Origin of the sequence: Collinsella aerofaciens (assembly GCF_040915545.1) — a bacterium.
GTDB classification, from domain to species: Bacteria; Actinomycetota; Coriobacteriia; order Coriobacteriales; family Coriobacteriaceae; genus Collinsella; species Collinsella aerofaciens_BE.
Genome location: NZ_JBCPDH010000005.1, coordinates 103834 through 125835, shown reverse-complemented (window position 1 = coordinate 125835; position 22002 = coordinate 103834). Strand labels below are relative to the sequence as shown.

The 22002-nt window shown below is 57.8% G+C and carries 16 protein-coding genes and 1 tRNA gene; 1 reads left to right on the top strand and 16 read right to left on the bottom strand.

Features of this window, described 5'->3' with window-relative positions; all coding sequences use genetic code 11:
• Window positions 1-195: 195 nt before the first annotated feature.
• The 12 genes from AB5202_RS03195 to AB5202_RS03140 form a co-directional block, all read right to left on the bottom strand.
• Window positions 196-2385 (bottom strand): YhgE/Pip domain-containing protein, encoded by a 2190-nt coding sequence (locus tag AB5202_RS03195; RefSeq protein WP_343001545.1) that lies wholly within the window; start codon window positions 2383-2385, stop codon window positions 196-198.
• Entirely contained in the window at window positions 2386-5151 is a 2766-nt protein-coding gene (locus AB5202_RS03190) for a YhgE/Pip family protein (RefSeq protein ID WP_343001546.1), read from the bottom strand.
• A gap of 491 nt (window positions 5152-5642) precedes the next feature.
• On the bottom strand, window positions 5643-7667 hold the full coding sequence (htpG, locus tag AB5202_RS03185; RefSeq protein WP_368143575.1) for a molecular chaperone HtpG: 2025 nt from the start codon (window positions 7665-7667) through the stop codon (window positions 5643-5645).
• A 202-nt stretch (window positions 7668-7869) separates the two neighbouring features.
• Window positions 7870-8370: a GNAT family N-acetyltransferase gene (locus tag AB5202_RS03180; RefSeq protein WP_368143574.1), complete on the bottom strand. Its 501-nt coding sequence runs from the start codon at window positions 8368-8370 to the stop codon at window positions 7870-7872.
• A 39-nt stretch (window positions 8371-8409) separates the two neighbouring features.
• Window positions 8410-9060: a tyrosine-protein phosphatase gene (locus AB5202_RS03175; protein ID WP_022094060.1), complete on the bottom strand. Its 651-nt coding sequence runs from the start codon at window positions 9058-9060 to the stop codon at window positions 8410-8412.
• A gap of 17 nt (window positions 9061-9077) precedes the next feature.
• Window positions 9078-9815, bottom strand: coding sequence for a CpsD/CapB family tyrosine-protein kinase (locus AB5202_RS03170; protein ID WP_035136836.1), 738 nt, complete (start codon window positions 9813-9815; stop codon window positions 9078-9080).
• A gap of 2 nt (window positions 9816-9817) precedes the next feature.
• Window positions 9818-10474: a YveK family protein gene (locus AB5202_RS03165; RefSeq protein WP_161160361.1), complete on the bottom strand. Its 657-nt coding sequence runs from the start codon at window positions 10472-10474 to the stop codon at window positions 9818-9820.
• Window positions 10475-10669: 195 nt separating this feature from the next.
• The gene (locus tag AB5202_RS03160) at window positions 10670-12094 is read right to left on the bottom strand and encodes a sensor histidine kinase (RefSeq protein WP_368143573.1); all 1425 of its coding nucleotides are present in this window, start codon (window positions 12092-12094) and stop codon (window positions 10670-10672) included.
• Window positions 12095-12097: 3 nt separating this feature from the next.
• Window positions 12098-12826 carry a response regulator transcription factor gene (locus AB5202_RS03155; RefSeq protein WP_050766101.1) on the bottom strand — a complete coding sequence of 243 codons (729 nt, stop codon included), beginning with the start codon at window positions 12824-12826 and terminating at the stop codon, window positions 12098-12100.
• 64 nt (window positions 12827-12890) lie between these two features.
• Window positions 12891-13766, bottom strand: a complete 876-nt coding sequence (pstB, locus tag AB5202_RS03150) for a phosphate ABC transporter ATP-binding protein PstB (RefSeq protein WP_368143572.1) — start codon at window positions 13764-13766, stop codon at window positions 12891-12893.
• Between the two features lie 103 nt (window positions 13767-13869).
• A complete protein-coding gene (locus AB5202_RS03145; protein WP_368143570.1) occupies window positions 13870-15108 on the bottom strand; it encodes a sensor histidine kinase in 1239 nt (412 codons plus the stop codon).
• A gap of 26 nt (window positions 15109-15134) precedes the next feature.
• The gene (locus AB5202_RS03140; protein ID WP_161145113.1) at window positions 15135-15830 is read right to left on the bottom strand and encodes a response regulator transcription factor; all 696 of its coding nucleotides are present in this window, start codon (window positions 15828-15830) and stop codon (window positions 15135-15137) included.
• Between the two features lie 197 nt (window positions 15831-16027).
• On the opposite strand from AB5202_RS03140, the gene AB5202_RS03135 reads away from it, so the two are divergent.
• Window positions 16028-17368 (top strand): D-alanyl-D-alanine carboxypeptidase family protein, encoded by a 1341-nt coding sequence (locus AB5202_RS03135; RefSeq protein WP_368143569.1) that lies wholly within the window; start codon window positions 16028-16030, stop codon window positions 17366-17368.
• A gap of 322 nt (window positions 17369-17690) precedes the next feature.
• Here the strand turns inward: AB5202_RS03135 and AB5202_RS03130 are convergent.
• The 4 genes from AB5202_RS03130 to AB5202_RS03115 all read right to left on the bottom strand — a co-directional run bounded on the left by AB5202_RS03130 (window position 17691) and on the right by AB5202_RS03115 (window position 21746).
• Window positions 17691-17781: transfer RNA gene (locus AB5202_RS03130), tRNA-Ser, on the bottom strand.
• Between the two features lie 280 nt (window positions 17782-18061).
• Window positions 18062-19144 (bottom strand): DUF8462 domain-containing protein, encoded by a 1083-nt coding sequence (locus AB5202_RS03125; RefSeq protein WP_240128945.1) that lies wholly within the window; start codon window positions 19142-19144, stop codon window positions 18062-18064.
• Between the two features lie 161 nt (window positions 19145-19305).
• Window positions 19306-20931 carry a hypothetical protein gene (locus AB5202_RS03120; RefSeq protein ID WP_368143567.1) on the bottom strand — a complete coding sequence of 542 codons (1626 nt, stop codon included), beginning with the start codon at window positions 20929-20931 and terminating at the stop codon, window positions 19306-19308.
• Between the two features lie 77 nt (window positions 20932-21008).
• Window positions 21009-21746, bottom strand: a complete 738-nt coding sequence (locus tag AB5202_RS03115; RefSeq protein ID WP_368143566.1) for a hypothetical protein — start codon at window positions 21744-21746, stop codon at window positions 21009-21011.
• Window positions 21747-22002: the final 256 nt, after the last annotated feature.

Below are 22002 nucleotides of genomic sequence, written 5' to 3'. Positions count from 1 at the left end.
TCCTCGCGCTCAATCTGGGCGTGGTGTCCGCACGCGCATGGCTGCGTGCCGCCTCATGGTCAAATAAAAGCAGGGCGCACCGGACCCCCGGCACGCCCCGCTACTGTAGCAACAACCAAGCAGCCCGTGCAATTCACTACGCTAAAGCATCGGGTTGGAAGATCTCGATGTTCCGACGGCGTTTACGTTGCTGAACTAAATCAATTTGGTTGACTCCAGTTTTTCGATGATCCAGTCGTTGGCTTTGATGACCGGGCGGCGGAAGACGACGCCCAGGGCCAGCGACGGAATCAGATAGCTCGCCAGAATGCCCAGCTCAACCCAGTACTCCATATGGTAGGCGCCAGCCATGGCGGCATGCATGGCGTTAATGCCATGGGTAAACGGCAGGAACGGATAGATCGCCTGGAACACAGGGCCGGTCATCTCGATGGGGAACGTACCGCCCGAACCGCCGACCTGCATGACCAGCAGCACAACGGCCAAAGCCTTGCCGATATCGCCAAACGAAACCGTAAGCGTGTAGACGATATTGGAGAACACGAGACTCGCGACCCAGCCCGCCAGCACAAACTGCAGCGGGTTGTCGCATTGGATGCCAAAGAACAGGATGTCGCCCGCGCACACGAGTGTCGCCTGCAGCAGGGCCAGACCGCCAAAGAACAGGTAGCGGCCCAGGTAGATCTCGTGCAGGCGCACGGGGATGAGCTCGTTGATGAGCTCATCGTCAACCGAGACCTTCATCATGGCCGCCAGCACGATCGAGCCGACCCATAGCGACAGAATCGTGTAGAACGGTGCCATGGCCGAACCGTAGTTACGAATCGGATAGACCGGCTTGCGATCGAGCGCGACGGGGCCGGAAAGCGACACGGCCAGACCCTCGGGATCATTGCCGATCATCGTCTTGATCGTAGCGAGGTCATCTGACATCAAGGCACCGTCGAGCTCGTCCTTAAACGCGCTGATCTTGTCCGACGCTTCGCCCAACTGATCGGAAGCCTTGTTGACCAGCTTTGCAGCCTTGGAGAGGCCCTTTGCCAGCGAACCGGATGCGTCGGTCAGGCCGTCTACGGCGCTATCCAGATTGCCCGAGATACCATCGAGCGAGTCTAGGATGCCCGAGACGGTCTTCTTGAGCTCCTTGGCCTTAACCGAGAACGTGGAATCGTAATCGGATTTGGCGCCCGCGATGCCGGCCTTGGCATCGGCGATGGCCTGATCGACCTCGGCACGCGAGTTGTTGACCTCGGCCATGCTATCGGAGAGAGACTTCGCGGTGGCCGCCAGATCCTTGGCATTGCTGCGGTACTCAACGGCGATTCTGCCCAGCGACGTCGCGGCGGACTTGAGGCCGTCCTTCAAATTCTCATCGCTCACCTGGTCGGCAAGGCTGCGGAGCTGATCGGCCATCGCATCGATATCCTTGGCGCGCGCATTAAGAGCCGCAGCGGCATCGTTGAGTTGGGACACCGTAAGGTCGACATGCTGGTTCGCGGTGTCGAACGCCTTCGCGAGCTCGGCAGACACATTGTCGAACGAACCCGCACTTCCATCGATTGCGGCATCGATGGCATCGTTTGCCGCCTTAAGCGCTTCTTTGGAATCATCGATGCCGCTTTTGGCATGTTCCATGAGCTGCTTTGTCGACTCATCGACGGCACCGGTCTGCTTGAGCATGCCGCTCGCCGACGTCAGCGAATCGGACGTGGAGCTCAAAATGCCCGCCAGCGACGAAGCATTTGCCTGAACGTCTCGCAGGTCCTCAATCGAATCGCCGAGCGTCGAGGACAGGTTTGCGATAAAGTTGCTGACCTGGTCGGTGCTCATGTAATCGAGCAGGCTGGACACCGTCTTAAGACCGATGCTCGTAATGGTCTCGGTAAAAGTTTCGTTAACCTGGCTCTGAACGGCACTCGAACCCTTCTCGGTCACGATCTGCGCAATAGCGTTGGCCTTCTGGTTCTCGTAAAACTCGATATCGGCGTGTTTCACGTCGGTCGAGAAAAGCGTCATCATGTCAGCGCTAAACGTTTTGGGGATAACGACGGCAGCATAGTACGCGCCCGACTTAACGCCCTCGATAGCCTTTTCGCGATTGTTGAGCACAACCCAATCGAAGCTCTCGTTGCCGCGTAGGGTGGCGGTCACGTTTTCGCCCACGTTAACCTCGACGGGGATCAAATCGCTCTCGTAACCCTCATCGGTGTTGACCACGGCGATCTTAAGATTGCCGGTGTTGCCGTACGGATCCCAGCTGCCGGCGATGTTAAACCACGCGTACAGACACGGTACGATAATGAGGCCCATCACGACAACCAAGCCGATCACGGAGCGAGACACGTTTTGGACATCGCGCTTAAACAGATGCAGGATGTTCTTCATTTATGCCTCACCTCCTTTGGAGTGCTTGCCAAGCGCGGTGGTATCTCCATCATTTGTGGCTGTGCTGTCGCTGCCCTGAGATTTATGGTGCGAGCCGATATGCGGCAAGCGGCCCGTGGACTGATCGCCGCCCTTGGCACCACGCTCGCTGGCGTTGAGGCCAAACATGTGGCGGGCGGCAGGAATGGCGACCGTGTGTTCGCGCATCTCGCGACGCAGGTCCTCATCCGAAAGCGCCGAGATGCGCATCTGGGTATTGAGGCTCGCTCGGATATATTCGATATTGATCAGCCAGCCGCAGATGGCAATAACCGAGATGATCCAAATGACAAGCAGGATGATCTTGCCGTTATTGTCGATATCGAGAACCGTCGACAGGACAAAGAGCAGGACCTGAACGCCCACCACGGCGGCAAAACCGCCCTTGATGTAGTACGGGTAGCGATGTTCAAAGGCGACCGCATGATCGAGCAGTTCGCGACGGTACGAATCGGAATCGAGCATGACGCGCATGGCCGTGCGCAGCGAGTAGCGCTGGCGCGGCAGGTCGTTGGACTCGCAAATCATCATACCGGTCGTGGAGAGCTGTTTATCAAAGAGCAGGTTAAGGTTGAGCAGCAGCGGACGCAGCTGCAGGCCGATAAAGAGCGCCACGATCAAGAACACGCCCAGAATGCACAGGTTAAACAGGTAGTTGAACGAATACATGCCGCCGACCGTCTCGCGCAGCAGATTGATGCCGTAGGTAAAGGGCAGCAGCGGGTGCAGCCACTGGAAGAAGCCTGGCATCATCTCGATGGGGTACATGCCCGACGAACCCGGGATCTGCACGATAACCAGAATGACGCCGATAGCCTTGCCGATATGCTTAAACGTGGTGGACAGCGCATAGATGATATTGACGTAGGTGAACGAGATGGCGATGCCGCCCAGCACGAACAGCAGCGGGCTGACGCACTGCACGCCGATCACCAGATCGCCTACCGTAACGATGATGGCCTGCAACGCGCCCAGGATCACCAGGAGCAACCAGCGGCCAAAGTAGCCCTGACGCGCGGTAAAGCTGCCGATGCCCTCGCGGTCGACCTCGAGCTTGTAGATGGCGATAAGCACGTAGCCGCCCACCCACAGCGCCAGATTGGTATAGAACGGGGCAATGCCCGAACCAAAGCTCTTGACCGGGTAAATTGACTTTGAGGTCAGCTCGACCGGAGATGCCATGAAGTCTGCAACATCATCGACGTCGACGCCCATCAGGCCGGCCAGCTCGCCCATGGACTCGGAGGTCTGTAGCGCCGCGATGTCGTTGGCGGCGGTTGCGAGCTTGTCCTGGACCTTGGCAAGCGAGGCATCGGTCTGGGACAGCGTGGTCTTGGCCTGACCGAGCGTGGCGTTGAGTTGCGAAAGTGTACCGCGCGCACTTGCAATAGTAGGCGTGAGGCCAGACACGATTCCCGTCAGATCACCCGAGACGACGGCAAACGAATCAAGTGCGCTCGAGACCTTCGGCAGCGCGTTTTGACCCAGGTCCGTCTGAGCCTGGCCAAGGTTGGTCGCACCGGTCTGAATTGCATTATTGATAGCGTCGCTGGCACCCGAGACAGCCGCAGCGTCATTCGCCATGGCGCTCGACTGCGCAGACAGACCGTCCTTGATGCTCTGAAGCTTTTCATTCTGCTCGCGGAGCAAATCGATGATCGATACAATGCGCGCGTCAATTTCCTTGGAACCTGTCGACGTGTCATTGACGAGAATTTCCAAGTGCCCGATAACGGCCTTATTGTGGTCGATCGTCGCTTGGAGAGACTCAAGCGAGTTGTCGATACGGGTAGTCGTAGATGCGACCGTGCCCGTCAGCTTGCCAATCGCAGCGTTTGCGGAGGCTGACGTCTTGGTGAGCGCAAGGCTGCCTTCCGAGAGCGCCTTGGAGAGCGAGGCGACAGAGTTGCCCGCCGTGGCGCGAGCCTCGCCCAGCAGGTCATTGCCCTGGGAGATCGCCTGCGTCAGCGACGGCGCCTGACCCTGCAGACCGGCAAGTGCCGCATCTGCCGAGGCAATGGAACCACTCGTCTTATCGATGGCGGCATTCATGTCGCCAATCGAATCACGCACTTCGCCCAACGTATCGGAAGCCTCTGATACCGAACCGGCCAACGAATCCTGAGTCTGGGTTGCCTTGTCCTTTAAATCGACTCCGGCATCCTTGGCGATACCGGCAACAGTCTTGCCTACCGTAGAGACAAATTCCGAGTTGATCTGCTCCTCGATGGTGTTTGCACCGGTATCGGTAACCTTGGGCGCAATGGCGCTCTTCTTCTCATTGACGTAGTACGTGAGCTTGGGCTGATGGTAGTTGCCGTCGAGCATCGAAACCAGGTTATCCGAGAAGTTCTTGGGAATCACGATAGCGGCATAGTACTCGCCGCTCTCGACGCCCTCCTTGGCATCGGCCGTCGAGTCGACGAACGTCCAGCCCAACTGATGATTCTCCTTGAGCTGGTCGACCACTTTGTCGCCAGCGTTGAGCTCACCCACCAAGTCGTTTTGGGTGCCTCGATCGTTGTTGGCGATAGCAATCTTGATGCCTTGGGTGTTTCCATACGGATCCCAGTTTGCCACGATGTTATACCAGGCATACAGCGAGGGAATAACGCACACGCCTAGGGTAACCACCAGGGCGACGGGGTTCACAAGCAGTCGCTTAATGTCGCGCTTAAATATCGCAAAGGACACCTTTGCATTGGATAGTTTGCTGCCGAGACTCACGCTTGGACCATCCATCCTGTCGTTAAATCGAATCGTACTATCGACAACCATTGTAGTAGGCGCTTTAACGTCTCAAAGCACAATGGTGTTGAGTTTTGCGGGTAGCAATATACTACGAAGATGAGTTAACGTACAGATGTACAGTATCCTAAATTTCAGCAGGTCACAAAACCACAACCCGCACAAATTAGCAATTCAAATAGTCATCGGGGACGTTCTTAAACGACTAGTCAAACAAAAACGTCCCCAATGACTACTTAGGACCACGGCAACGTCGATGTTTTGGCAATGCCAGCGAGCGGGCGCCAGAGCGACAACTTGTCATTCAAAGAGGACGGCATGACCAGAAGGTCTATGCCGTCCTCTTTTCATGCCAATTTGTTCGCTCTGGCGCCCGCGCAGCGTCGACTGGTCCGCCGTTCGTTAGAACGGCGGACCTGAGGGCAGCGTCGAGCCGTTACGCGGTTTGGTAAAACCGCGTAAATACCTAACTACATCAAGTTGCAAACAGCTGCTGCGAAGGCAACGGGGTCCTCGGGCAGAATGCCCTCGACCAGCAGGGCCTGGTCATAGAGCAAACCGGAGTACTGCTTGATCTTGTCGGCGTCGCCCGCCTTCTGAGCGGCGACGAGCTTGGAAAAGACCGGGTGCTTGGCGTTGAGCTCGAGCACGCGCTGGCTCTTGGGCATACCGTCGGGCGCGCCCTCGGGACCCTTCTGGAGCACCTTCTCCATCTCGAGCGAAAGCGGGCCCTCGGTGGTGATGCACGCGGGAGCATCGGTCAGGCGCGCAGAGACGGCAACCTTCTCGACCTTGTCGCCGAGTGCCTCCTTCATGGCGTTAAAGAGGTCCTCGTTCTCCTTGGTGGCGTCCTCGGCCTCCTTTTTCTCGTCCTCGGTCGCCAGGTCAAGATCACCGGTTGCGACGTTCTTGAGCTCCAGGTGACGATCCTCAACCTCGGGCTCGGCACCATCGGCCACGGCCTTTTCGGCAGCCTCGCGGGCGGCATCGTCCTCGTAGATCTTGGGCATATCGGCGGCAACGTACTCACGCATAGCCTGGAAGGTGAACTCATCCACGTCCTGCGTCAGCAGCAGCACGTCATAGCCGCGGTCGAGCACGCCCTTTACCACGGGCATCTTGGCCAAGCGCTCACGCGAGTCGCCGGCGGCGTAGTAGATGGCCTTCTGATCCTCGGGCATGCCCTTGGCATACTCGGCCAGGGTAATCATCTTCTGTTCCTTGGCAGACCAGAACAGCAACAGATCGGCGAGCTCATCGGCCTTCATGCCATAGCTCGAGTAGATGCCGTACTTAAGACCGCGGCCAAAGTTCTCAAAGAACTTCTCGTAGGCCTCGCGGTCGTTGTCACGCATATCCTCAAGGTCGGCGGTGATCTTCTTTTCCACACGCTTGGCGATGGCCTTGAGCTGACGGTTCTGCTGCAGCGTCTCACGCGAGATGTTGAGCGACACATCGGCGGAATCCACGACGCCGCGGACAAAGTTGTAGTAGTCGGGCAGCAGGTCGTCGCACTTCTCCATAATCAGCACGTTGGAGCTGTAGAGCGCCAGGCCCTTCTCGTAGTCCTTGCTGTACAGATCGAACGGGGCGCGGCCCGGCACAAACAGCAGGGCGTCATACTCGAGCGTGCCCTCGGCATGGAAGCTGATGGTGCGCGCAGGATCGTCAAAGTCGTGGAACGTGGACTTGTAGAACTCGTCGTAGTCCTTCTGCTCGACATCGGAGCTGCGCTTTTTCCAGATCGGCGTCATGGAGTTGACGGTCTCGAGTTCCTGGTAGTCCTCGTACTCGGGCGTGTAGTCATCGCCAGCATCCTCGGGCTTGGGCTTCTGGCGGCTCTTGGACACCATCATCTGGATCGGGTAACGCACATAGTTACTGTACTGCTGAATTAGGCTCTTGAGGCCCCACTCGGTCAGGAAGCGATCGTAGGTCTCGGCCTCGCCGTCGGCATCGAGCTTCTCGTTCTCGCGCAGCGTCAGGATGACATCGGTACCGTGCTCGGCACGCTCGCCGTCCTCGATGGTGTAGCCCTCAAGACCGTCGGATTCCCACACATGGGCGACATCCTCGCCGTAGGCGCGGCTGACGACCTTCACATGGCTAGCGACCATAAAAGCCGAGTAGAAGCCCACGCCAAACTGGCCGATGATGTCGACATCCGAACCCTGCTGCTCGGCGTTCTCGGTCTTAAACTCCTCGGAGCCGGAATGGGCGATGGTGCCCAGATTGCGCTCGAGCTCCTCGGCGGTCATGCCAATGCCGTTATCCGAGATCGTGATGGTGCGGGCATCCTTGTCGAAAGAGACGCGGATGGCAAGGTCACCTTGGTCGAGCTTAACGCTCGGGTCCTGCAGGCTCTTAAAGTTGAGCTTGTCGACGGCGTCGCTCGCGTTAGAGATAAGCTCGCGCAGGAAGATTTCCTTATTGGTGTAGATGGAGTTGATCATGAGGTCGAGCAGTTTTTTGCTCTCGGTCTTAAATTGACGCATGTGCAGTCCTTTCGCGCTACCCCCGTCCGCAAAAACGGCCCGGTCGCCCGAGCCGAATCGCAGACCTGCTATGTTCAGACTTAGATTTTATAACCCATTAGCGCGCATATATACATACGGAATCGAAAAACTGTATGTCTAAGCGCTCCAATGCGTCAATTGCCAAGGAGTGTCCCCAACCGCCGGCAGAAAAGGAACGTCCCTATCTGCCATCTACGCGCTTGGCCATCCAGACATGGGGTTGGCCCTCGTCTTCGTAATCTACCGGGGCAATTTGCGTGTAGCCCGCCTTTGCATAGAGCGGCAGCACGTATTCCTGCGCATGCAGCTTAATAAGCTTTGCGCCGGCATCGCGTGCACACAAAGCACTGGCATCGACGATCGCACTCGCCAGACCGCGACGGCGCATGCTCGGCAGCACAGCCACGCGCCCCATAATATAGGTCTCCCCCGCTGCGACGCCTTCGTCCAAATCGCACGACGGCGAAACCGGAGCCTCTGAATCTGCCGCGCGCTCAAGCTCTTCGGGAAACACGCGCGAGCAACCGGCAAGCTCGCCGTCTACATAGAGCGTCACATGAATGCAGTTCGGATCCTCGTCGATAGCGTCGAACTCATTCTCGTAGCCCTGCTCGTCTATAAAAACGACGCGGCGCACCAACGCCGCGTCATCAAAGCATCCCGTCTTAAGTTGGATATCCATGGCTGCCCTTTCATTCAATGCGAACGTTAGGGACAGATATTAGCGAAAATGAGCTCCGCGCACGCTAAACTTCGCGCGAGCCTTCGCCAGGCAGTCGTAATGACCCACGTTATGGGCATCGCTCGCGATGAAGCTGTACAGGTTCTGATCGAACAGGCGCTGTGCCGGCTTTTTCTCGCGACCAAAGCGACCGCCGGCAATAAAGTCCGCCGAAGCCTGCAGCTTGCAGCCCATATCGACCAGGCGCTCCGCCACGCTTACATCCTTTTGAACCGCACGATAGCGCTCAGGATGAGCGATAATCACCTGGTAACCACGGCACTGCAAATCGTAAATCGTGTTCTCGTACTCTCTAAACGCATACGCATCGGCATGCGTCGAAAGCTCGAGCAGAAACTCGTTGGTCCCATCGAAATGCAAGTGCTCCGCGGCATCGATACCAAGCTCAACGAGCTTTCGATGGTTGACCTCGAAGCCCATCTGGAGCGGAAAACCGTCAGCGTTATCACGCAGCAGCTCAAAGGCATCCCACATCTTGTCGTAATCAAAATAGGGATCACGGCAGTGAGGAGTGCAAACGATTCTGGTTACACCGGCCCGCTTGGCAGCCTCGAGCATCGCCAAGCTCTCATCGAGATCGGCGGCGCCGTCGTCTACACCCGGCAAGATATGGCAATGAATGTCACGCATAGGTCAGCCTTAATCAACTAAACGTTTGCTCGGTTGGTGAAGATGCCCTTTTTGGAAGTCCCCTGATCGTCGGAGCCCTTCTTCACCTTCTTACCGTCCTTGGTGTAGTAGGAGTAGTAGTACTCGCTGGTCTCGGTCTCGCAGTAGTTCATAACGGTACCGATGAGCTTGACCTTCTCGGACTTCTTAAGCTGACCGATAGCGTTGAGCGCCTCCTCGCGCTTGGTGAAGTCCTCACGCACGACAAAAAGCGCACCGTCGGTCAGACTTGCGATCTCGGCAGCATCGATGAAGGTGCCGACCGGGGGAGCATCAAAGATGACGTACTGGAACTTGGCGGACAGTGCCTTTACCAGCTTGGCAAAGCGGTGAGAGACGATGATGTCGGCAGGATTGGGAATATGCGGCTCGGCATCGAGGAAGTAGAAGTTCTTCTGACCCGTCTCGACAATCGCCTGGTCAATAGAAACCTGCTCGGAAAGGACTGCATAGAGTCCGCCGCGGGAGCGGACGCCGAGCATATCGGCAAGGGACCTGCGACGCATATCAGCCTCGACCAGCAGGACGCTCTTGCCGCTGGTGGCGATAGCCTGGGCAAGGTTGATGGAAACCGTAGACTTGCCCTCGTTGGGAATCGAGGACGTAACGGTGATGGTGCGAATGGGGTCGTCCACGCTCGCAAAGCGGATGTTGGCCAGAAGGGTCTTGGCGGCATTCTGTACAACGAGCTTATCGGTGTTCTTTGCCTTAGCCATGCCTATTTACCACCTTTCATAGCCGGAATTCGGCCAACAACGGGAATGCCCAGGAGCTCTTCTGCCTCTTCGGCACCGCGGATGCGGGTGTTGAGCATGTCTGCCAAAACGACATAGGCAACTGCGATAAAGATGCCCGCGAGGAACGCGACAGCAACGTACAGCATACGCTTGGGGCCGCTGGGGACTTCGGGAGTCTTAGCCTCGTCGATAACGTTGATGCTCTGGGCAGCGCCGACGTTCTGAGCGACCGTACTCACCGAGCTGGCCATGGCCTTTGCGACCTTAGCCGTCTCCTTGGCATCGGTGCCGGTAACCGAAAGCGTAATGACACGCGTGGTGGTCTCGGAGGAAACAGACACCTTGTAGTCATCCAGGTCAGCAAGGCCCAGCTCATTGGCAGCACCGCTCTTAACGCTATCGCTATCCAGCAGCGTGGCGATATCGTTGGAAAGCATCTGGCTCGCCGAGAGATCGTTGTAGCTCATCTGACCGCTATCGTCGGTTTTGGCGAGAATGTACATGCTCGTCGTCGCGGTGTAGGTGTTGTCCATCGCAACGAAGGACACGATGCCCATGGCGATCGCGCAGACCACCGGAAGGGTGATGACCAGCTTAAGGTGCTTCTTCAGCAGCTGGAACAGTTCGAGAAGGGTCATGCAGCTTGCCTTTCATTTCCCCAGTTCAGATTGACAAAACTGTCCGTATGTTATCGCATCTTTTTACCGAGACCAAACTCTATACATAAGAAACAGGCTCTCCTGTAAAAATGTCGGAAGCAATCGTAAAATTGCACAACAACGCCGCACCCGAAAGTCAAATGCGGCGTCTACATCAATACCTATGTTGTATCGCTATGCGAATGGCTCGTCCTGCTGTATGGGAAACGTCACCGTAATGGTGGTTCCCACGCCCAACTCGCTCGACAGATCGAGCGTGGCGTGATGATACAGGGCCGCATGCTTGACAATGGCAAGCCCCAGACCGGTTCCGCCGCGCGCCTTGGACCTACTCTTGTCCACGCGATAGAACCGCTCAAATACCTTGCCCTGTTCTTCAGGCGCGATACCGATTCCCGTGTCGGCGACCGCAAGGAACGGATGGCCTTCGTCGTTGGTGCCGCACTGCAGCGTAACCGTACCGCCGGGTCGATTGTAGCGGATGGCGTTGCTTGCCAGATTATAGATGAGCTCGTCAATCAAGCGCGACACGCCCTCGATGACCACAGGCTTGGTCTCATGACTTATCGTCACATTCGCCTGACGGGCGACCTGTTCAAGACGCTGCTCAACCGCGTAGATGACACGCGAGAACTCAATAGGCTCCGTGGACCCAATGGGCACCGCCTCGCCCTCAGTTGCACGCTCGGCCTCGTCCAAGTTAGACAGCGTAAGGATGTCGTTGACAAGCGCCGCCAAACGGCCCGCCTCACGATAGATGCGACCGCCAAAGTTGCGCAGGTCGTCCTCGCCCTCGACCATGCCGTTTGCGATGAGCTCGGCATAACCCGAAATCGCCGTAAGCGGCGTCTTGAGCTCATGAGTGATATTCGCCGTGAACTCGCGGCGCATACGGTCGTTGTCCGCTAGCACCGCCATTTGGCGCTTGAGCTCCTGGCGCTGCGACTCAATACGCTCAAGCATGGGGACCATCTCGGCATAGGCGTGCTCATAGCTACGGCGTGGGTGGTCCAAATCCACCTCTTGCAAAGGCGCGATGATGGCACGGGACTCGCGGCGCGCCATAAAAAACGAGAGTACCGCACCCGCTGCCGCGATAAGCAGCATCGGCGCCACCATCGACAGCAAAATCGCCGCAACGCCAGGCTGGGCCTGCGCCAAGCGGACAACCTGGCCGTTATCAAGGGCGACGGCGCGATACAGCATAATCTCGTCGAGCGTAGAGCTTGCGCGCTCCGCGGAACCCGAACCATTCTCAAAGGCCTCGATGACCTCGGGGCGATCGCCGTGGTTGGGCAGTGTGGAAGGCGACGCCTCGTTGTCGTAGGCAACCGATCCATCCTTGTTAATCAGCGTGATGCGCAAGTCCTCGCGATCGAGGCTACGCAAGAACGGGATGGGCTCCTGCTGCTCGTCGAGGGCGGCAGCAATGAGCTCGGTTTCCTGCGCCAGATTGGCACTCGTGGCATCCGCCAAGGTGTTTTGCACAAAGAACGCACCCAGCACCGTAAACGCCACGATAACCGCCATGGCACAGACAAAGATTGTCACAAAAACGCGGTGCGACAGCGTATGTTTTCCCTGGGGGGCGAAGACCACGGGTTACTCCTCCGATGCGGTGGCCGCGGTGTCGTCACCTTCGGCACCATCACCAGCAGAAGGCTCGGCCAAGCGGTAGCCCACGCCGCGCACGGTCTCGATGGCGCTGGCATGCTCGCCCAGTTTTTGGCGAAGCGTCTGCACGTGCACGTCGACGGTGCGCGAACCGCCGTCGAAGTCCCAGCCCCACACGCTCTGCAGCAACGACTCGCGGGTAAAGACCACGCCGGGCTTGCGCATGAGGTACTCGAGCAGGTCGAACTCGCGCAGGGTGAGCTTAAGCGACTCGCCGGCAACAGTCACCTCACGATGGCTGGGCGAGAGCACGATGTCGCCCACGCTGAGCACATCGCTTGCCTGTTTGACCATGCCGCCGCGACGCAGCAGTGCGCGGCAGCGGCTGGCGAGCTCCATGAGCGAAAACGGCTTAGTCAGGTAATCGTCGGCACCGCCATCGAGCGCCATCACCTTGTCGAGCTCGGTATCCTTGGCGGTAAGCATCATGATGGGCACCGTCGCCGTCAGGCGATCGGCACGCAGTCGACGCATAATCGCCAAGCCATCGGTATCGGGCAGCATGATGTCGAGCAGGACGGCATCGGGTACCCGTCGCGCCACGGCAGCCTTAAACTCACCGTCGCACGAAAAGCCCTCGGCCTCGATTCCCTGCTTGCGCAGCGCATAGACCGTCAAATCCCTGATGTTGTCATCGTCCTCGACGTAATAGATCATGTTGAACCCCTTTGCGGCCGGCATGACCGCATCTTAACCCTAAAGGTACCTTTACTAGATGGTATCAGCCAAAACGTCCCGTCAAATAATCCGCCGTGCGCGGATCGGTCGGATTTTTAAAGAGCTGCGCGGTGGGCGCGTGCTCCACCAACTCACCCAGCAAGAAAAACGCGACCGAATCGGAAATACGCGCGGCCTGCTGCATGTTGTGCGTCACGACCACGAGCGTGCATGTCTCCTTGAGCTCGCAGGCCAGCTGCTCAACCACCAGCGTCGACACAGGGTCGAGTGCCGAGGTCGGCTCGTCCATCAGCAGAATGTCGGGCTGCACGGCAAGCGCGCGGGCGATGCACAGGCGCTGCTGCTGTCCACCCGAAAGACCCAGGCCCGACTCTTTGAGCTTGTCCTTGACCTCGTCCCACAGGGCAGCGCGACGCAGGGAGTCCTCGACCAGCTCATCGAGCACGACGCGGTCACGCACTCCCATGCCGCGAGGACCGTACGCGACGTTGTCGTAGATGCTCATGGGAAACGGGTTGGGGCGCTGAAACACCATGCCCACGCGCTGGCGAAGGCGGCAGATGTCGTAATCGCCCAGGATATCTTGACCATCGAGCGCAATCTTGCCCTCGATGCGGCAATCCTTGATGCCGTCGTTCATGCGGTTAAAGCAGCGCAGCAACGTTGACTTTCCGCAGCCCGAAGGCCCGATGAACGAGGTGATCTGCTTGTCGCGGATCTTGATATTCACGTCCTTGAGCGCATGATGGTCGCCATAGAACAGGTCGAGGCCCTCGACGTCGATGCGCGTCGGCGAGGCGGCAAGATCCTCTGCCGTGGGGCGAGTCGCATCCCCAACCTCGCGCTCGTGCGCGGCCTCAGCCTGCGCCTCCATGAGCTCCTCAAGCTCTGTAGGCTCCATCGCCGCAGCAGCCGTCATACCGCATACCTCCATATCGATATCAATTCAGCAGTATCGATAGTAGGAATCGTGGCTCATACGCACGTGAGCACATTGTCAAGTGTTTGTAAGGGCACGCTGGCTATGCGGCGGGCAGCTCGATGGTGAATATCGTGTGTTCGGGCGTCGATTCGCATGCGATGGTACCGCCGTGCGCGCATACGATCTCCTTGGCGATGGCAAGCCCCAGTCCAGCGCCGCCGCGATTGGTCGCACGCGCCGCATCCAGGCGATAGAACTTCTCAAAGATCACCTTGAGCTTAGCCGCAGGGATAGGATCGCCCTGATTGATAAAGCGCACGCGCACGCCGCCATCGTCTTGGCGCCCGGCCTCAATCGTGATAGTCGAGCCCTCATAGCTATAGGCGACGGCGTTTTTCATGATGTTGTTGAACACGCGGGCCATCTTGTCGCCATCCACGAGCACCGTCAGGTCCTCGCGAATATCAACTTGGGCTTCCTTATGCTGCTCGTTGAGGATGGGATAGAACTCGTCAGCCACCTGAGCCAGCAGCAACCCCAGATCAACATAGCCGCGCGTGAGCACGATATCGTGGAAGTCAAAGCGCGTGATATCGAAGAACTCTTCGATGAGCGCATCGAGCCGGTGCGCCTTGTCGAGCGCCACGCCCGTAAAGTGCGCACGTTGCTCAACCGGCAGCTCAGGAGCCTCTTGCAGCAGCGAAAGATAGCCCACCACACTGGCAAGCGGGGTGCGTAGGTCATGTGCCAAGTACGTGACCAGATCGTCCTTGCGATGCGACTCGTCACGCAGAGCTTGCTGCACCTTGCGCTCACGGTCACGCACGCGGTTAAGGGCGCCCTCGACCTCCAAGAAGTCGCCGTCGATGTTGTCCCAGGTGTCGGGGTGATCGATCAGGCGATCTTGAATACGAACAGCCAGCACACAATCGGCATGCTGCTCGCCCTGCTCGTAGCCCTGGTAGTACAGGGCGCGGCCGCACAAGAACAGCACGCACACGGCAAGCGCCAGCACAAAGCCAAGCATGTTGAATACAAAGCCGACATCAAACAGCACCGGCCCTTCGATGCCGCCGAGCGCCATGGCGCCAATCGCCAACGTCATGGCCCACGCGGCGCCGCCAATCACCACGCAGCGGCACACAATCTCAAATCGATCGATCAGCAAAAAGCCAACAAGCAGCACCGCCAAGATTCCGACGATGTTGTCGATGCCAATCAGCAGCAGGCTCAGCAAAAAGAGCAGCACCGTTGCAAGCGCGCGGTTGTCGACGACCGACCTCACGTATTCAAAGAGCCGATCGGGCACCTCGAACGCTTGCCTATCGTCTTTTGTCATATCAAGATCCTCACAAGCGAAAAGCGTTATTCGATGATGTAGCCGACGCCCCAGACGTTTTTGATAAAGCGTGGCTTTTGTGCGTCGTCGCCGATCTTTTCGCGCAAGTGGCGAATATGCACCATCACCGTATTGTTGGAGCCGGACATAAAGTCCTCGTTCCATACCGCGCGGAACAGGTCCTCCACGGCCACCACGCTGCCGCGATGCTCGACCAGATACAGCAAGATTGAATACTCGGTGGGTGTGAGGCGTACCGGTGAACCGTCCACCGTTACGGAACGAGCATCGCGGTTGATCTCCAAGCCGTCGAGCTGAATGGTCGGCGACTCGGCCGCCTGCGCACGGCTACCGTAGCTGGTGTAGCGGCGAAGCTGAGCGTGCACACGCGCGATGAGCTCCAGCGGGCGGAACGGCTTAACCACGTAATCGTCCGCACCAAGCGAAAGGCCCTCGATCTTGTCTTGCTGGGCATCGCGCGCCGTCAGCATGATCACAGGATAGGTATGGCTGGAACGGATCGTACGCAGCAGCACAAATCCATCGATATCGGGCAGCATGACATCCAGCAGCGCCAAATCGAACTCCTGCTCCAAGATTGCCTTGGCAGCATCGGCCCCGCTATAGGCAATCTGGACATCAAAGCCCTCTTTTGTAAGGTAGATACCAACCAAGTCGGCGATGGCCTTCTCGTCATCAACTACCAGTATGCGCTCGTTCATGCGTGCTCCTCTCGCGCTCCATTATGCCCGAGGCGACGCACGCCACACACAACAAGCGTGGGTGATTAAGTCGGCCTTAAGCACCCTTGTGCCCGTTCGGGCGCGGATGTGGGCCACGCACGCACGCGATGATCGTCGACGCCGGCAAACGATATACTCTAGTTCCAGAAGAGACCATCCCGTCGAAAGCGAAATCTGTGAAGTCCCTCACCTCTTTTGCAAAGCGCTCAGCCCAGCTTGCCGCCGGCTTTGTCTGCGCTATCGCCCTTGCCGCTGGCGCGCCCACCGTCGCCGGCGCCCAAGTGCTCACGACCGACAATGTTTGCGGCAAAACCGCCGATGCGCGCGGCATCACGGCCGAAAACCTGCCCGATATCGATGCGACCAATGCCCTCGTCATGGGCAAAGACGGCACCGTCTACTATGGGCGCGGCGCCGATGAGCAGGTCAAGATTGCCTCGATCACCAAGGTCATGACCGCAATCCTAACCGTCGAGAATTGCAAGATGGACGAGAAGGTCACGGTGAGCAACGCCGCAGCCACCGTGGGTAATTCGACCGCCGGCTTGCTCGAAGGCGACGAGCTTACCGTGGAGCAGGCGCTGCGCGGCCTGATGATTCCCTCGGGCAACGACGCCGCCATCGTGCTCGCCGAATATGTGGGCAAGAAGATCGACCCTAAGACCAAAGACACCGAGGCCACATTTGTGAAGGCCATGAACGAGCGCGCTAAGAAGCTCGGCTGCACCGGTACGCTTTTTGAAAACCCGCATGGTCTGGACTTTGATGAGTGGGCTGGCGATATGCACTCAACCGCACACGACGTGGCGCTGATGATGCAGGAGGCCATGAAAAACGACACGATCCGCGAGGTCGTAGCGAGCGAGGATTCCTGGATCGAGGTCACGGGCGCCGACGGCACCGACCATTCGCATTCCATGGACACGCATAACAATTTGCTGGGCCAAGATGGCAACATCGGTGGCAAGACTGGCACCACCGACGATGCAGGCTATTGCTTTACGAGCGCCTACAACCGCGACGGCGACGAGATCTACACCGTTATTTTGAACTCCACCACCACCGATCAGCGCTTTACCGATACCGCCGCCCTTGCCAACTGGTACTACGACCACAAGGTGACGGTCGCAATCGCCAACACGCAAGAAAAGACCGTCAACGGCAACCCGCTTATGGCGCGCATTAGTCAAACCGACTGGACGGATAAGACAATCGACGCCACGCTCGCCGATCCCACGGCGCAAGCGACCGTGTTTTCTCTTGCCGGCGAGGTGACCGAAAAGGTTAGCTACGACGATCTTTCGGGCACGGTGCATGTGGGCGACAAGGTGGGCAGCGTTACACTCAAGCAGGACGGCACCAAGATCGCCGTCATGGACCTGGTTGCTGACGAGAAAGGCGCAGGGCCGAATCCCATTGAGTGGCTCCTTGTGAAGCTCGACCGCCTGGGCCGCCGCATCGACAACCGCCCACTCACGGCAGAAAGCGAGACCGTCGCCAAGGCGCCCGAGATGTAAGATCGAAGAACAATACACTCGCTGAAAGGAGGTGTCCGAAAGGATGCCTCCTTTTTGAGGGTTCGAATCCCCAGCCTCCTTTCTCCACACAAAAAAAGGGCCCCAAATGGGACCCTTCTTCAAATTCGTACTGGCGGAGAGCTGGGGATGTCCGGGCATGCTACGCATGCCCTCCGGCTTCAAAGCCTGGCGGCTTTTCGCCCACGGGCTACAAACGCTTTCGCGTTTGCTTAACGCCCGTGCCCTCTCGGGTTCGAATCCCCAGCGCCCTTTCTCGATAATAAAAAAGGGCCCCCGATGGGACCCTTCTTTAAAGTTAAACTGGCGGAGAGCTGGGGATTCGAACCCCAGATGCCCTTTTGGGGCATACTCGCTTAGCAGGCGAGCACCTTCGGCCTCTCGGTCAGCTCTCCGTAACAGCCGTTCTATAGTAACCAAACAGCCAAGGATGGGCAAGGGGGAATTTTGGAGCGATTCCGATTTGCCAGTAGACGTCTCAGCCAATCATCTCAATTTGTAACAGTTACAGGCCGAATCTTCGTCCAGATGTTACAGATTTAGACAAACAGTCAGCGCCATCCGCAAATGTCTCAATCTGAAACACCTGCATGCCGTAATCCCCTCTAGATGTTACAGATTGAGACAAAGATGCGGGGGCAACCACAGCGGCGGCGTCGATGCCTCCAGTCTTTATTAGTCCGCTCGAATGGTCTCCAACAGATAATCGCGCATGTACGGAATTGCAAACGAAACACAGCCGTAGCCGGCAGGCTCAATCAGTCCCGTATCGATCAGACGTTTGCGATACGACCCGACTTTATTCGCCGGCAATCCCATCTTTTTGGCAATATCACCGTTCGTAATCTCGCCGCCTTCGCATTGCGCCATCGCCGCGAGATATTGAAACTGCCGCTCCGACACCCTGCGCAGCGCGGGGGCAATCACCATGGCATTGAAACTATCAAGAGCCGCCTGGACACCCTTGCGAGCCGCCTCTTCACTCACGCTCTCCGACCCGCTGCGCGCAGCAACCTGCCAAGCGTAATATCCGACCAACTGGACCATAAAGGGATAGCCTGCCGAAGCCTTTGTTAAAAGCTCAGCAACGCCTTCGTCGAGTTCCTTGCCCGCACGCCTCATCGTATCCTCAAACGATCCGCCGACTTCAAAATCTGAAAGCCGCGTGAGCTCGATATGCTTCGCCCTCTGAAGGAACGTCAACGTATCATCCACCACCACGCCATCCACCGAGGTTGGCAAACCAGCGAATGCAAAGGCGACATTCGCCCCTTGGCGAATCAAGAGCTGCATTTCATTACCCAGCTCGCGCATTTCCTCAGTTGAGGCGTCCTGAATCTCATCGAGTGTGATGAGCAAACCACCTCGCTTCGCGGCATCGTACATCGCCTCCCCCAGATGAGAGGCTGACTTCGACAGCTCTACGGAGCCAAGGCTGACTCCTAAAATCGATGGGGAAATCGACATTGATGCAAGACGAACATTTCGCTGCAGAGCCTCGAGAATTCTGTCGCAAAAACCGGCATTTGAGGCGACGTCGACAACCTCGAATCCTTTTTTGCGCGCAAGATCGCCCAATGCGTTGAGGAGCACCGTTTTACCCGTGCCTCGGACACCCGAGATGCGCATGAGTCGATCGGGGGCACCAGGGCCATTCTCAAGAGCTTCGGCAAAGTCATCCAAAACAGCGTCGCGTCCGATAAGCTCAGGTGGATTCATGCCCGCTGTTGGCTTAAAGGGATTAATAGCTTTTGACATTCGACCTCCTCTGCCAGTTTTAACAACTTTAACAAAGTTTAGCAACTTTAGCAGAGTTTAACAGTTTTAGCAGGCTCGGCGGCTTTATGCCTTACCGATTCTGTCGGGTCCTCCCGCCCGCGCCGATACAAATAGCGCGGTGCGGCCCCTCTATATCGCCCCTACCCCAGCGAGCGGTTGAGGGAGCCGAGCTCGTCGTTGCCCATAGTGCGCCACATTTGGAAGATGCAACCGCGTGCCAGGAAAAAGAAGCCGTTGTCGACCAGTTGAACAGCGGCATCTGCCAGCTGATTCGTCACGGCGGACACTGGCGGCAGCTCGAGTCCAGCCTTGTGGATGGTCTCAACCGCTTCTTCGAACGTCGGAGGCTCGCTGACGCCCATCTCGTTCATAAGGCCCTGCATTTCTTCCAGCGCGCTGCTGCCCGACTCCTCGCCGCGCGGCACTAGACGGTAACAAGCCAGCGCTAGGTCGAGCTGATCGCAATTCCAATAGGCAAACGCCAAGCGATAGAACAGGTAGCCAATTGCAGAACGATCGCTGGCAATACGTAGGCCGTGGCGCGCCACCTCGATAATCTCGTCAAAGCGCTCCAGACGCGCAAGCACGTTGATGAGCGCAAAGTGCGATTGCATGGACGAGCGCGCCAGATCGTAAAGATGGCGCACCTCGGGCAGTGCTCGTTCAAAGTCCTCTTGCTCGGCGTAAAAGCTGCAGATCTCGTGCTGGGCAAAGTACAGCGCATCGGGCGCACGAAGGATTCGCACAGAGTCGTCTTCTTCCAATACCGGTAACACCATGCGCACCAGCTGGTTATCGCAAAACTGCGTTTGAACCGGACCTGTCGCCAAAAGCTCGGCGACAGTGCACTTAGCCTCCAACTCCTCGACAAGACGGGAAAAGCCTTCAAAAGCACCTGTACGGTCTACTTTTGCCTGCTCGCGCAATTCAACAACACGGGCCACGTATGGGTCGTCGTCCTCTTCCATGACCTCCAACTCGTCAGCCGTATCGGCAAGCAGCAGATCGCGCAGCGCCGGCGGCAGCGTGCGATGGTCATCACGCGGACGAGCATGAACCTCCGCAGGCTCAATCGTCTCCGGAGCGGTTGACTCATACGCCTCAAGCACACGCTTGCACGGCATATCGTCCATGTCCATGCTCTCAAGATCCTTGGCGACAGGCACGCAATCGGCCAGATAGGCCGCGCGCCCAAAGAAATACGTTGCAACAACGCGCTCGCCCTGCTCACTGTCGGGAGCAGCAATCTGCACATAGCAGCGCGTGATGCAGGTGCCCGCGGCAAAACACGCTGCCGCAAGCGTGAGTGCCACGCGCGCATCGTGCTCCGCGGCCCAGATCGCGCGCGTGTCCTCGTCCAGCTCGCGCCAGGCGTCATCCTGAGCGTCGTATTCACGTTGCAGCATGGCATCAACGACAGACTGCCCAAACCGAACGAGCATAATCCCCTCGGCAACGTTTGCCCGATAGGTATAATCGAGCCGCGTGACCACGTTGAGCGCCTCAACGATTCGCGCAAAACGGGTGCGCACGTCCCACTCGCCGCCAGGCTGGCACGAAACCGTTCCCGGCTTGGCCCACGGGTTATCGCTCGAAGCCGTATCGAGCAGTCGGGGAACATCGTTGGTCGTCTTGGCGATATGCCACGCATCAAAGAGCGCGCAGCCCTCAAGGCTCGGCGAGGATGCCGCAGGGGCCAATCCGGCCCCGATGCGCTCAAGGATGCCGGAGAGGCGGTTGAGACGGCACTCGATGGCAAGCAGCATGTCAATCTCGTCCTGGTCCAACAGGCTACGATCAAAATTGAGATAGAACAACTTTGACCGGTCGATGCGCGCTAGGCTCATTTCTGACTTGCGGCAATGGTGCGCAAACGGGGCAAGTCGACCTCGCTCATAAGGGCGGCGGCATAACGCTCGATACCACTCGGATTCTCGGCATGGTCAACGCGGTAAAGCAGCGTCTCGATAGCATCGGGGAGCGGTGCCGTGTTAAAGCCCAAAAACACCTCGACCGGCTCGGGCAGCTTTACGAGCTTTATTTTGTCGACAAAGTTTTGCATGTCCGCATCGAGACCGTCGACGCCCGCCGTGTTCGCAATAGCGCTTTCGGAGTTGGCAAATATCACGTAGCGCAGGAACATCGATGCCATGAACTCGCCGTAAGGAAGGGCGCGGATCGAATTCCATGTCTCGTGGTCGGACCGCTCGCGCATGGGGCCTTCGGGAGAACCGACAGTTTGCGCACATGCGTGCATTGCACCGTTGGCTTCCCTTACCATAATCTCACCAATACTGGAGTCCGACTCGTCAAGGACCAGTTCCATGTCGGGATCGTTGGGCAGCGGAGCCTCGCTGACGGGGCGGTCCACCTTGTACACCTCACCCGAAACGCTTACGTAGCCCAAAAGCGACACATGACTTTTGCCAACGAACTCGACGACATAACAAGATTCATGCTGATCCTCGCCAAAGAGTTTCCAGACCACGCCATATGAGCGTCCCGCAGGCTGCTCGGGTATCGCCGGAAAGCGCTTCTTGGGATCGAGAAACCTGAGCTTGTATGTCGGACGCTCTGCCACGAAATATCACCCTGATCGGTCGTTGAGAGAAGGAGTGGTCGCGGATGGGCCGCGATACCTACTCGGAATCTTACACGAGTCGATAAGAAATCGTCCGCTTCACGCCCGCGCCTCGACCGAGGTTCGAATCCATGCAGCGGCGACATAAAAGAAAAGCCCCCGTTGCCGGAGGCTTCAAGTTCAATTGGTGCGGCGTATAGGATTCGAACCTATGACGTTCTGATTCGTAGTCAGACCCTCTATCCAGCTGAGGTAA